Annotated in this window: 8 protein-coding genes; 1 reads left to right on the top strand and 7 read right to left on the bottom strand. The window is 59.3% G+C overall.

Going from position 1 to position 13,000, the window contains the following annotated elements; translation table 11 throughout:
- Positions 1-33: 33 nt before the first annotated feature.
- The 7 genes from J2741_RS00900 to J2741_RS00870 all read right to left on the bottom strand — a co-directional run bounded on the left by J2741_RS00900 (position 34) and on the right by J2741_RS00870 (position 11,559).
- Positions 34-858 (bottom strand): hypothetical protein, encoded by an 825-nt coding sequence (locus J2741_RS00900; protein ID WP_209673180.1) that lies wholly within the window; start codon positions 856-858, stop codon positions 34-36.
- 76 nt (positions 859-934) lie between these two features.
- The gene (locus J2741_RS00895; protein ID WP_209673179.1) at positions 935-3,301 is read right to left on the bottom strand and encodes an InlB B-repeat-containing protein; all 2,367 of its coding nucleotides are present in this window, start codon (positions 3,299-3,301) and stop codon (positions 935-937) included.
- A gap of 22 nt (positions 3,302-3,323) precedes the next feature.
- Positions 3,324-6,782 (bottom strand): right-handed parallel beta-helix repeat-containing protein, encoded by a 3,459-nt coding sequence (locus tag J2741_RS00890; protein ID WP_209673178.1) that lies wholly within the window; start codon positions 6,780-6,782, stop codon positions 3,324-3,326.
- A gap of 440 nt (positions 6,783-7,222) precedes the next feature.
- Complete coding sequence (locus tag J2741_RS00885) at positions 7,223-8,245, bottom strand: Coenzyme F420 hydrogenase/dehydrogenase, beta subunit C-terminal domain (RefSeq protein ID WP_209673177.1); 1,023 nt, start codon at positions 8,243-8,245, stop codon at positions 7,223-7,225.
- 4 nt (positions 8,246-8,249) lie between these two features.
- A complete protein-coding gene (locus J2741_RS00880; protein ID WP_209673176.1) occupies positions 8,250-8,996 on the bottom strand; it encodes a GltB/FmdC/FwdC-like GXGXG domain-containing protein in 747 nt (248 codons plus the stop codon).
- A 5-nt stretch (positions 8,997-9,001) separates the two neighbouring features.
- A complete protein-coding gene (locus J2741_RS00875) occupies positions 9,002-10,510 on the bottom strand; it encodes a glutamate synthase-related protein (protein ID WP_209673175.1) in 1,509 nt (502 codons plus the stop codon).
- Positions 10,507-11,559 carry a class II glutamine amidotransferase gene (locus J2741_RS00870; protein ID WP_209673174.1) on the bottom strand — a complete coding sequence of 351 codons (1,053 nt, stop codon included), beginning with the start codon at positions 11,557-11,559 and terminating at the stop codon, positions 10,507-10,509. The genes J2741_RS00875 and J2741_RS00870 overlap by 4 nt, the downstream gene beginning before the upstream one ends.
- A 101-nt stretch (positions 11,560-11,660) precedes the next feature.
- Between J2741_RS00870 and glnA the strand changes: the two genes are divergently transcribed.
- Positions 11,661-12,989, top strand: coding sequence for a type I glutamate--ammonia ligase (gene glnA, locus J2741_RS00865; RefSeq protein ID WP_209673173.1), 1,329 nt, complete (start codon positions 11,661-11,663; stop codon positions 12,987-12,989).
- Positions 12,990-13,000 lie beyond the last annotated feature (11 nt).

Below are 13,000 nucleotides of genomic sequence, written 5' to 3'. Positions count from 1 at the left end.
ATAGTCGGGGCCCGCAGTGTTCCAAAAAAAAAATTATTTCTTCTCGTTCTTGTCCGAACCCTCTTTTTTCATCCTGCCGAAGTAGAACCCGCCTATGGCGATGATCACGATGATCAGGATGCCTCCGATGTACCAGGACGCGGGGATCGGCTGTCCTTCGGACGGGCTCTGTGCCTGGACAAGGCCGGGGGACGCCGCGCCGTTTCCGCCCTGTAACGCTGCTGCACCGGATACTTCACCGGAGGAGGAAGAGGTTCCCGAAACTCCGGGCGAACGAGTGGGGGGGGTCGTGTATGCCGGTACCGATCCGGGGTTCACGGCTCCTCCGGTGGACTGGACCCCGCCGGTACCGACGACTTCGTTGTACGCAACGACGCTTCCCTCATTCAGCGTTACCGTGGGATAGACATAGACATTGGTGGGGGTGGTCCCTGCGGTCAGTGTCGTGTTGATGCGGAGGGTCACCACCGTGACCTCGCCGGGTGCGTACGGTATGCTGTCCTGCCACCCGTCCGGATTCGAGACCACATAGATCTGTGCCGGGACTCCGCCGACGGTGAACGTGAGCGGAGTGCCTGCCGCGATGGCTCCCTGGGCCATCAGCTTCGGAGAGGTCGCGCCACTGCTTCCGAATCCTCCTTCGCCAGAGAGGAGCGGGTTTCCGGCGATGCCGGTTGCGATACCTTCGCCGTGGACTTCGACGACCTGGTTAACCGGTACAGGTTGATCATCGGGCATTACGATTGCGCCATAGAACACGTGGGGAAGCGTGGGCTGCTGGTCGGCTGCCGTGGCCACGGCCACGCAGGAGAGCAGGATGACGAGGGTAGCAATGACGGGGAGTATTCCTTTCTTCATGATCATTACCTCGGAAAGTTGGTTTTTTCCTCTTTCCACATGTAATAACACTTTATTTCTCTTTTACCTCATAAATTTAGGCGATAGGGGTGGTAGAAAACCCGAACAGCGTGTCGGGGTTTTCCATCACCACCCAGTAACCCTTGAAGGGAAGGACGCTCTGCACCGGCGCACCCTGGACGTATACCCAGGCGGGCTGGCCGAGCCCCGGGCTGATGACCATGGTGTATCCGGTGAGGTTGCCCGGCGCCTCCCTGATGCTGATCAGTGCCTGGTCGACCGGCATCGACGGGAAGGGGGCGCCGCTGTACGCAGGTGCGGACCCGATCAGCGAGAGCCCGCTCTCGAGATACCTCGCGGGGAGCGATGATACCGAAGTCGCCGGGTAGATCGTGGCGGTCGCGGACTCATTGTCGTGAACCTTCACGTACACCGCGTAGAGCGGGTTGAGATCGTAATCTGCATCCGGGATAAACCAGTACGAGCCCGACCATGCGAGGATCATATCGATATTTTCCAGCTGGTCCGGGGCGAAGATCTCGTCGAGGTTCTTATGCCCGGGTTCGAGCAGGATCGGGGTGGAGAAGAGATTCCACCCGCCGTAGAGGGTCTCATCGAAGAACACGGGTCCTCCTTCAGCAAAATATGCCTCTATGGTGTGGTCCGCATCGGCGGGACCGAAAATATACAACGGGACGGGACCTTCCGAGACTCCGTCAACCACTACATCCTCGATGTGGTACCCGCTGTCGGGATTGATATGGAAATATTGTATTGTCATGCAGGGGACCTGGATGATGCCCGACGGAGAAATGGAGCCCCCGGGACCGGCGGTCGCAGTGTAATTATAGACGATTACCGAAAATTCGGCGGTGATGGTATGGTCATCGGCGAGATCATAGAATGTGTAGGAACCCACCGGTCCCACCGATACACCGTCAACGAGCACGTCGGCGATCACGTAGCAGCCGTCGGGGGAGATGGTGAAGGTCTGGTCGGACCCGCAGGGAAATTCACTTTCCCCGGACGGCGAGATATATCCCCCGGGACCTGCGGAGGCGACGATCGTGTAGGTGATCGGGGCAAACTCGGCGGCGATGGTGTGGTCGTCGTTAAGGTCGTAGAACGTTATCGACCCGACCGGTCCCACCGATACCCCGTCCACAAGTACATCGCTGATCATGTAACACGGGTCGGGGGTGATGAGGTAGGTCTGGTCGGACCCGCAGGGAAATTCACCCTCCCCGGACGGGCTGATCGTTCCCCCCGCTCCTGCGGAGGATACGATAGTGTAGGTGATCGTGGTAAATTCCGCAGCGATGGTGTGGTTGTCGTCGAGGTCGTAGAACGTATAGGACCCGACCGGTCCTACCGATGAGCCGTCCACCAGGACGTCCCCGATAGTGTGACAGGAATCGGGAGCTATGATGAAGGTCTGGTCGTCCCCGCACGCCACCGGGACCTCTCCCAATGGATCAATGGACCCTCCGGCCCCCGCACTGGACGAGATGCTGTAGACGATGGGTGCAAAGAATGCCTCAACGCTGTAATCCTGGTGGACGTTGGTGAGCACTACAACATCGAGCGGCCCCACCGAATACCCGTTGACAAGGACATCGGCGATCCTGTAACATTCGTCGGGGGTGATGGTGAAGTTCTGCGATCCGCCGCAGGGAACGGTCATGCTCCCCTGGGGACTTATCGATCCGCCGTATCCCGCCGACCCGGACAGGGTGTAGGTGATCGGTGAGAAACTGGCGGCGATGGTATGGTTGCGGTCCACATCCTCGAAGGTATATGCAGAGACCGCTCCCACGGACGATCCGTCGACCAGGACATCGTAGATCCGGTAGCAGGAGGCCGGGGTGATGCAGAACGTCTGGTCGGCACCGTCGATGACCTGGACATTGCCAGACGGGGATATGGTCCCGCCCGCTCCGGCTGAGGCTACGATGGTCCACATCTGCCCCTCCGCCCGGAGGTCGAGGTTGATCTCCTCGTCAGCGTAGAAGGGATACGTGTCCTGCCATGGCCCATGGGTCGCCACAGGGTAACATTCAGCCCGTATCCCATTCACGAAGAACGAGATCGGCTCACCGTCGCTGATCTGCCCCTGGACCTCGAATCTCGGATCGGTGAAGTACGTGCTTCCATACCGTCCGGGGACCGTCGTCGTATAGCTCCCCCCGCCTCCCTGGACCACGGCAGTGACCAGAGTGCCCGGAGGGGCAGGCTGATCGTTGATGGTTACGCTGCCGTAGAACCGGGCGGGGAGGATAGGGGAACTGTCCGCCGCGGCGATGAACGATGCGCAGATGATGAAGCTGAATATCACTGCTCCTACGAGCACCACGAAATTCCAGTTCTGTCCCTGCTTCATCGCCCCGCGAGGGGAGGAAGGCGGGGAGTCTTGTTCCCCCTTCCTCTTGTGATGTTCAGACATGGTTACCCCTGGTCCCATCCGTTCACGTGTAGTAGAACGGGGTGATCTCGAATCCGGCGTAGGTCGAGGGGTTCACCATGTAGACCCAGTACCCTTCTCCGGTCACCATCTCCCTGGTGTTCGTGATCTGCCAGAACCCGCTGGTTACCGACTCGCTCCAGATGGCGTACTGCCCGGGCACCGAGGGGCTGATCACGATGGCCACTCCCTTGGTCCCGCCGCTGCCTTCCTTGATGGATTCGAGCGACTGCCAGACCATCATGAACGCCTCGGGGTCGCCGAGTTCGGGACTTGCGACTGCCCAGCGGCCTTCGTCACCGTAGCCGTCATCGACCCGGTCGATACCCCAGGGAGCGCCGATAAGGTTCCATCCCTGGACCACAGGGTAGGTGGGAAGCCCGGGTGACGTGCTGTTGCTATAGAGCACCGGGAACTTGGTGGGAGCCTTCATCTTGATGTAGTATCCCTGGCTGGGGATGATCTTCGCATTACTCGCACCGATATTCTCCCACAGACCCGAGGTCGCGTTCCAGGAATATGCGATCACCATGTTGTTGTTGGTGATGAAGTCACCGAGCGTGGAGATCTCGGATATCGTGTCTGCCTTGGTATAGAGGGTGCAGGGGACGGAGAGAGTATTCCAGCCTTTCTGGAGTTCGAGGGTGTCGGACCCGAGCACCCGCATCATCCACATGGGGTTGGTATCGTCCATGAAGATCTCATCGGACGGGAAGTACAGCCACGGGTTGTACTCCACCCAGTGGCTCACGTTGTCACCGTTGCCGAGTGCATCGCTCCGCTGGTCGGGCTCATGGCAGTAGCAGGGGGGAATGAGGGGGGATGTGATCGGCTCGGGACCCCAGTGCGGTCCGCCCGACGGGATCCCGGATCCTACGTCGGGTCCCCAGAAGTTCTCCTTGGCGATCAGGACATCGTCCTCGTCCTCGGTCTCCCAGTTCTTGATTCCCCAGAACCTGTTCCCTACGATGTTGTTGTAGATGACGGTCACCTGGCTGGGTTCACCTGCGAACGTGGAGATACCGAACACACCGTTGTACTCGATGTCGTTCCCGTCGATCAGGATAGTGTTGTTCAGCGCCTCATCGGTCGAGTCTTCCATGAGGAAGATCCCCGCGTGATAGTTGCCGTTGATCCAGTTGTGCTTGATGTAGAGCACCTGGTCCGGGACGAGGCCGGGTTCGCTCATCTCATCGATCTCGATACCCGAATCGGTCCAGCCGGGCAGCGTACCGCACGCGGTCGCATTGCTGGTGAACCGGTACGTCTGGCTGACCGGGTCCCACACGACCCAGACTCCTCTTCCGCTCGGGCCGTTATCGAAGATATCGTTGAAGATGATCTCGCTCGAGGCGGGGCTGTGAGTGTATGCGAACGGGTCGATGCACTCGACTCCGGTGAACAGGTCCTCACCGGCGATCCCGTCGAAACCGTTCTCATAGATCATGTTGCCGCTGATCAGGACACTGCAGTTGATCGCACGGATACCCCTTGCGGTGTTTTCATGGATCTCGTTATCCAGAATGTTCACCCTGCCGTAGTGGCACGGGACCTGGATGTTTTGCTCGGATACCGGGTCGTAGTCCCAGATAAATGCACTCTGGCACTTCTCGCTGGACGGGTAGACCGCAATACCGCTTGCGTTCACGCCGGCGTCTTCTCCGGCACCCTCAATCTCGAAGCCCTGGATGCCGGTGCACCCCGCTGAGAGGAAGACCGCGGACCTGGTGTCCCCGCTCCCGGCGGGAGTCAGGCCTTCGGCATCGATCTCGGGGAACGCCCCGGTCATGTTGACCAGGTGGAGCCCCGGGGTGTCGACCTCGATGACTTCGTTGTAGTCCCCGTCATCCACATAGATGACGGCGCCGATGAGCCCTTCAAAGTCGGGGTTCGCATCGAGGTACGCCTGTGTCACCATGTTCCATGCCGGTATCTGGGCCTGTACGTCGATCACGTCCCTGACACCGACCGGTGGGGCAGGGGCCCAGACCGGGGTTCCGTCGAGCAGGATGGTGAGCGTTGCATACCGGGTCGTCGTCCCGTCATCGTAGGTCACCTTGTAGGTCTCCGGGTTTACCGACGGCAGCGAGAGCACGTTGATGGTCAGGGTATCGCCGACACCGCTCGTCGCATCGTCAACGTAGACCCCGGCAGAATAGGAACCGAAATGAGTCCCGGTGCTGGTCCCGTTGATGTCGAACGAGGAAGTGTTGCCACTCAGGTAGACCTGGTCGACATAATCGAGGACCGCCTGGATGTTATCGGCACCGTAGACCTGGACCTCGGTCACGCCCCGGCAGTCCCGGGTCGCGTTCTGGTACTTCAGGAAGGCGTCCACGGGGGCAAGCTCGAAGCAGGCCCGGATGACGATGTCCTGCCCGTCGCACACCAGCGGGTCGAACGTGTAGGTCGCACTTCCGTTCTGGAAGAACACAAGGTCATCGTAGACCGACTCGCCGTCGACCGTCACATCGGAGATCTTGTTGGAGAGGTCCGGCTTGATGAAGTACGTCGGAGTATCACCGCAATAGAACGACATGGTGTAGTTGGGCGGGGACCAGGTCATGTCGGGGGACTGGATCCGGCCACCCATGCAGGCCTCCGCGGTGATATTGCACTGGCGAGCCTCAAATTCCGCGTCGAGGGCATAGCAGCATGTCAGGTTGGTGAACGTGTAAGTGTACTCGCTCTCCCCGAAATAATCGTCAGGATTCGGCGGAATGAACACGCACTCCTCCTCGTCATCCTCTCCGCAGAGCGGGGTGACAATCACGGACGAGATGTAATAGCACGGGTCGGCCTCGATCTCGAACGTCGCGTCATCGCAGCACGGGAAGGTTGCGGTGAAGTCCGGAGGTGCTTCGGGTCCTGCAGGCTGCAGCTCCACGGTACCGTTCTGCCCGGAATGCACGTCGATCTGGACATTCAGGTAGTCGGGAGAGCTCATGACCGCGGTTCCACCGTCGCGGGCCACCCATGCAAAGTAACCCGAACAATTGCACGGGCATTCGATCTCGGCGCAGTCGATGATGATGGTCACGTCGGTATTGAACGTGATCGGTATCGGAGTCCACAGTTTTATCACCGTGAGACCGTCCGGGAAATAATACTGAGTGTATTCGGGGTCCGGTGTCTCGAAGACGATGATTTCAGAGGGAGACCCGCTCTGGCCGTTATTATAGACGGTGATACACTGTGGGGTGATGTCTTCGAGGTCGATCTCCTCCTCGTCGAACCCGATCAGGAAACCGTTCACCCCGGCACTCATACCCGAGTTTGCATGGAACGTAATATTGATCTGATGGTCTTCTGCACATACGATATCCGGCGAAATGTTGAGAACAACATGTGTCGGATCACCCGGGCCTGCCGAGGCCGGGAGAATAAATGCCATACAGCAGAGCACGGCAGCCAGCAGCACCAGCTGATAGGACCGCCGCGATCGCTTCGTCGAAGTACTCATATTCTTTTACTCCCCATGGTTGGGTCCGCCGGCTACCCTGTCGCTCTGCAGCACGGAGATGACAGTAGTAGAGCCACCTTGGACGCACCAAATCCTATAATTTTCAGCCACCTTGATTGTATCTCGCTTTTCCTGCGAGTTTCCGGATGTACTTAGTTCATCATCCTCCGTTTCGCGATCACGGAGTATGGATGGTCCCCCGTCCGAAAAGGGAATATGTGTGCGTATGAAATCATACCTTATAAACCTTGCGCCGTTTTTCACGACTAAATGCTTCTGTTCGGGGTTTGGAATGGTATTTGAGAGGCAGAAAATCATTCTCCTTTTGTATAATATTGAAAATACAAAATAAAAAAAATCAGGGTTTTTATTTTTCCCGGGTATGATTTAAGGTGAGAAATGCAGTCGGTTAAAGAAAATAAGAGAATTTAAGAGTTAATTCAGGGCTTGCAGGGGCGTGCCTGTTTCGCCCGACCCAGTTTCTCTATCGGGGCAAGATCCACTCCGGCACCGGTAACCAGCCGGCCGGTTTTTTCCGCGCTCTTTACGAAGATCTCACCGGTACGATTCCTGATGATGAGGGTGGTCTCTCCCCGGGGGCTTCCTAACGCTCCGGCGGAGATATCCGCGTATACCGAGGTGAGGTCCCTGCAGTACCGGCATCCGGGCCGGATGGTCTCCTCGAGCTCGGGCAGTGGCACCACAAGGGTCGAGCCGTCCTTCATGGTCACCTCGAGTTTCCCCTTGACGTCCATCTTCTCAATCTGCCAGGTATCGACCTTATACGTCTCCTTCAGGGTCTTCTCCATGAGGGCGTGGTAATCGAAACTCTCGGTGCAGAAAAGTCCGATGACCAGGCGGATGGACTTCGCGTAAGGGCGGAGAAGATCAAGGTCGCTCTCCCGGATCTTCTGGATCGCCTGCACCACGCATGGTACTCCCACCACCGCAATCCGCTGGTACTTCTTCCGGACCACCGCGGTCTTCAGGGCGCTGAGCAGCGGCACCCACCAGTTGTACCTGCTTCCCGCCTGGAATACGAGCTCCTCCGTCGAGGTGATCACCACCGAAGAGGGTTTCATGGTCCACCGGTCCTCGCTGACCGTGACGATCGCATCGATCATCCCCTCTTCGAGCGCATTGACCAGGAGTGCGGTGACCGCACCCCCGCTCTGGCGGCGGGGGACCGGAAAGCCGGCCTTCGCGGAGATGATCTCCAGGTTCGGCCCGATGATCTCTCCCGGGCCCTCCGAGGTCCTGGGGCAGGCATAGTAGCATGCGCCGCAGGCGACCTGGTCGCTCGCGCTCTTGCAGTACCCGGTATTCGTCGGGCAGGTCTCCTGGCCGGGTTTTCCGAAACAGAGCGCATCCGCAGGGCAGACCGCGACACAGGCACCGCAGCCTGCACAGATGCCTGCGTCCCAGACCTCTTTCTTCAGATCCTGATAATTTCTGGTCTCCATCGGTTCACTCCCATGTATATTTGTTCGCGAACGGCCTGCTGGATGACGGGGTGATCCTGACGTAGCGGTCCCGGTAGAGCGGTTCGGGATCTCTGCCGAAATGGTCGCAGAATTCGCGGATGAGTGGTTCGATCCTGGTCTTTTCGTGCTCATCGAGCGGCGTTTTCCGGGCGCCGACCCCGAGGAGGAGATCGTCGATGTCACCCCGGAGGATGATCTCACCCCCGTGGATTCCCGACCCTACACCCCGTTCCCCGACCGCCTGCGGAGAATCAAGTCCCAGGACGAGGATAGTCCCTCCGGCCATGTACTCGCCGAGGAATGCTCTCGCATAGCCTCCGACGACAAGCACCGGTCGTTTCTCCTGGTATTCCTTCATATGGATCCCGCCCCTGTATCCGATATTGTCCCGGACGAAGATCTTTCCCCCCCGCATGGAGTGGGCCACCGCGTCGCCCGCACTCCCGTGGATGACAATCTTCCCGGCATCCATGGTATTTCCCGGTGCGTGTTCGCAGTTCCCGTAGACCGTGCAGGTCGGGCCGCTCATGAACATGCAGAGATCGCCCCCGGGGACTCCGTGGATGACGAGGTGGACGTTGCCCTTCAGCCCGTCGGCGATGAACCGCTGCCCGAGGACATTCTCGAGGATGACCTCCCCGGCTCCCTCGGCGACCGCCTTCCTCACGGCCTGGTTCAGGGGGGTGTAGTGCATCCCCTTCGCGTCGATGTGCACTGTGTTCCCGCTCATGCTGTTCAGGCCCCCACGGGTTTCACGTCGAGCACCTTGAGAATGGACTCATCGAGCAGGTATCCCCGGAGCCTGTCCCGGTTGCCCCGCAGGCTCTCGATGCTGTTGATCCCCGCGGCGCCCATCAGTTCGGAGAGCTCCAGGGTCCAGGCATGGATGAGGTTTTCCACGTTTTTCGAGGCGACTTCGGGGTCGAGCCTCGCGACAAGGTCTTCCCGCTGGGTGGCGATCCCCCACGGGCAGAGGCCCTTGTAGCAGGTCCCGCATACCCTGCACCCCATGGCAACGAGCGCCGCGGTCCCTATGTATACTGCATCCGCGCCGAGTGCGATGATCTTGGCGATATCCGCACTCTCCCGGATCCCGCCGCTCGCGATGAGCGACACCTCGTTCCGGATCCCCTGGGACCGGAGTTTTGCGTCCACGCTCGCGATGGCCGCTTCCACGGGTATCCCCACGTGGTCGCGGAAGACCCGCGGGGCAGCACCCGTGCCGCCGCGGAACCCGTCGATGACCACTGCGTCCGCGGCCGAACGGGCGATCCCGGCCGCGATCGCGGCGGAGTTGTGCACCGCTGCGATCTTGACGAAGACCGGCTTTTTCCACTCGGTCGCCTCTTTCAGGCTCCGGACCAGCTGTTTGAGGTCCTCGATACTGTAGATGTCATGGTGCGGGGCCGGGCTGATCGCATCGCTCCCGAGCGGTATCATCCGGGTGCAGGAGACGTCGGCACATACCTTCTCTCCGGGCAGGTGCCCGCCTATACCTGGCTTCGCTCCCTGGCCGATCTTGATCTCGATCGCCGCTCCCCGTTCGAGGTAGTTGATGTCCACCCCGAAACGGCCCGAGGCAACCTGGACGATCATGTGGTCCTGGTAGGGGTAGAGGTCCTGGTGCAGTCCACCTTCCCCGGTCCCCATGAAGGTCCCGGACGCGGTCACCGCCCTGGCAAGGCTCTTCTGCGCATTGAGGCTGATCGCTCCGTAGCTCATGTGCCCGATCATGATGGGGGTCTCGAGCTGGAGGTTCGGCACGAGCTGGGTGACCAGGTCGACATCGCCGTTATGGGATACGAACTCGAGCCTTGAGGGTTTTTTCCCGATGTAGGTACGCATCTCCATCGGTTCCCGCAGGGGATCGATGCTCGGATTGGTGACCTGGCAGGCATCGAGGACGAGGCTGTCGAAGATTACCGGGTAGGGAAGGGCGTTGCCCATCCCGGAGAGGATTATCCTGCCGGTCCTCGCCTGGTTGTAGATCGCCTCCCGGACCTCCGGTGTCCACAGGGGATGAGACCTGTAGTCCATCGGCCGCTCCTCGATGGAGATCGCATCGCGGGGGCACATGGCAACGCACCGGTGGCAGGCCACGCACTGGCGGGAATTGATCCGGAGCTGGTCGCCTTCCCTCCGGAACACCCCGTAGGGACAGTTCTCGATGCACCGCTCGCAGAGCATGCACTGCTCGGCATCTACGCTGACCTTGAATTTCAGGGGAACGCTCCCGATGGTCATACGTAGACTCTCCCGATCACCGGTTCGCCCGCACGGGGCATGGCGATCTTTTCCACTGCCGGCTCCATCGCCCGTATCGCCGCTTCCTCGCTGGAGATGTACAGACGGTCGCCGCATTCGCCCGTGACCAGGGGGCGGAGCTTGATCCGGTCGGTGAACCCCACGATGGCATCGGGCTTGGCGACCACGATGGCGAAGGGGCCGTTCATCAGCGCCGACCCGTACGCCATCCTGATGGCCCGGTTGATCTGCTGCTCTTTCGCGGGCATCCGGTCGATCTCGTCCCAGAACGCTGGCGCCATGGCCTTCACCGCCATTTCAGGGGCGAGCCCGTGCCTCCGGACGAGGAGGTCGAAGAGGTAGGCCACGACCTCGGTGTCGGTGAACATGCTGCAGCTGTAGCCGAAACTCTCGATGTATCTCCTGTTGGTACCGTAGGAGGTGATCTCCCCGTTGTGCACCACGCTCCAGTGGAGGAGGTTGAACGGGTGGGCCCCTCCCCACCAGCCGGGGGTGTTGGTGGGATACCGGTTGTGGGCGAGCCAGATGTATCCTTTATAGTCCTGGATCCGGTAAAAATCGGCTACTTCCTCGGGCCATCCGGATGCCTTGAACACTCCCAGGTTCTTTCCCGACGAATAAATCAGTGCACCGGGGATGGTGGTGTTTACCTTCATCACCAGGTGCATCACGATATCGTCTTCCGGGGTGGTGCTCTTCGGCATCAGCAGCGGGTCGGGTTTGAAGAAATATCGCCACGGAATATGCACTTTTCGAATATTGCCCTGTTCGTAGGTTGGAATGGCCTCCTGATGCTCGATCATGCCCCATTTGCATAGTTCCTGTTCCACGGCCTTCTTGGTCTCGTGGACATTGTCATAGAAGATATGAAGGGCATAGTAATCGGCATAATCGGGGTACACGCCATACGCCACGTATCCGGCTCCTTCACCGCTTCCGCGCTCATCCATCCGGGCGAGAGCTGTACGTATCGCACTCCCGTCCATCAGTTCGCGGCCGCGGTCGATCACACCAATGATTCCACACATTCAAATCACAGATCTCGCTAATTCGGGAAAATTGTATTGACTGCCCTTATTATGTATGCTTAAGTAAGTATAAATATAATTGGGTAGAAGCTAATTTCCATATGACCAAAGATGTCGTATCGGAAATGCTTGAACGAATTGACGCCGATCTGGTAAAATTTTTGCGGCTTCAGTTCACTGACATCCAGGGGCAGCCCAAGAACGTGGCCATCCCGGTGGAGCAGGCTGAGAAGGCTCTCACCGAGGGGATCTGGTTTGACGGCTCCTCAATCGAAGGTTTCGCCCGGATCGAAGAGTCCGACATGCTCCTCAAACCGGACCTCAACACCTACGCGATCCTTCCCTGGAGGCCGGCGGATGCACGGGTGGCCCGCTTCATCTGTGACATCTACACGTACGGGAACAAGCCGTTCGAGGGAGACCCCCGGTTCATCCTGAAAAAGACCCTGGCAGAGGCGGCCCAGATGGGGTATAAGTTCAATACCGGCCCCGAACTCGAGTTCTTCCTCTTCAAGATGTGCAACGGCAGACCCTCGGTCGAATTCCAGGACTACGGCGGGTATTTCGATCTCGCCCCCACCGACTCGGCCGAGAACGTCCGGAGGGACATCGTCTTTGCCCTGACCAACATGGGATTCGAGATCGAGGCATCCCACCACGAGGTCGCAGAGAGCCAGCACGAGATCGACTTCAAATACAGCGATGCGCTCGACACCGCCGACAAGGTGATCACTTTCAAGTTCGCCACAAAGACCCTCGCGCTGAAAGAGAACCTCCACGCGACTTTCATGGCCAAGCCCATCGGCGGGATCAACGGGAGCGGAATGCACACCCACGGCTCGCTGATGAAGGACGGCAAGAATGCGTTCTATGACCCCGACGGACCGAAGCAGCTCTCGGACACCTGCCTGTACTATATCGGCGGTCTGCTCAAGCACGCCCGGGCGATTACCCGTGTTGCGAACCCGACGATCAACTCCTACAAGCGGCTGGTTCCCGGATACGAGGCCCCGGTGTATATCACCTGGAGCACTGCGAACCGGTCGGCACTGGTCCGGGTACCCGCGGCACGTGGCAACAGCACCCGTGCAGAGTTCCGGAGCCCCGATCCGATGTGCAACCCCTACCTTACCTTCGCCGCGATGCTCGCCGCAGGAATGGACGGGATCAAGAACAAGATCATGCCTCCTGAGAGCACCGACAAGAACATCTATCACCTCACCGCAGAAGAGCGGAAGAAGATGGGCATCTCCATGCTCCCCGGCAGCCTCATGGAAGCACAGGCGGAACTCTCCAAGAACACCGTGCTCTCCAAGGCGATGGGAAGCCATGTGATGGAGTGCCTGGAAAGCATCGCGATAATGGAGAGCGACGCATTCCGGCTCACGGTCCACCCCTGGGAGCTTGACCGCTACCTGGCAACCTACTAATTTTTTTTGCG

Origin of the sequence: Methanolinea mesophila (assembly GCF_017873855.1) — an archaeon.
Taxonomy (GTDB): domain Archaea; phylum Halobacteriota; class Methanomicrobia; order Methanomicrobiales; family Methanospirillaceae; genus Methanolinea_B; species Methanolinea_B mesophila.
This window is presented reverse-complemented; position numbering and strand designations above follow the sequence as displayed.

What these genes read in the sequence shown, in the direction of transcription:
- J2741_RS00880 (WP_209673176.1), bottom strand. Translation starts at nt 8,996, where the DNA reads ATGAGCGGGAACACAGTGCACATCGACGCGAAGGGGATGCACTACACC.
- J2741_RS00890 (WP_209673178.1), bottom strand. Translation starts at nt 6,782, where the DNA reads ATGAGTACTTCGACGAAGCGATCGCGGCGGTCCTATCAGCTGGTGCTG.
- J2741_RS00870 (WP_209673174.1), bottom strand. Translation starts at nt 11,559, where the DNA reads ATGTGTGGAATCATTGGTGTGATCGACCGCGGCCGCGAACTGATGGAC.
- J2741_RS00895 (WP_209673179.1), bottom strand. Translation starts at nt 3,301, where the DNA reads ATGTCTGAACATCACAAGAGGAAGGGGGAACAAGACTCCCCGCCTTCC.
- J2741_RS00875 (WP_209673175.1), bottom strand. Translation starts at nt 10,510, where the DNA reads ATGACCATCGGGAGCGTTCCCCTGAAATTCAAGGTCAGCGTAGATGCC.
- J2741_RS00885 (WP_209673177.1), bottom strand. Translation starts at nt 8,245, where the DNA reads ATGGAGACCAGAAATTATCAGGATCTGAAGAAAGAGGTCTGGGACGCA.
- J2741_RS00900 (WP_209673180.1), bottom strand. Translation starts at nt 858, where the DNA reads ATGAAGAAAGGAATACTCCCCGTCATTGCTACCCTCGTCATCCTGCTC.
- glnA (WP_209673173.1), top strand. Translation starts at nt 11,661, where the DNA reads ATGACCAAAGATGTCGTATCGGAAATGCTTGAACGAATTGACGCCGAT.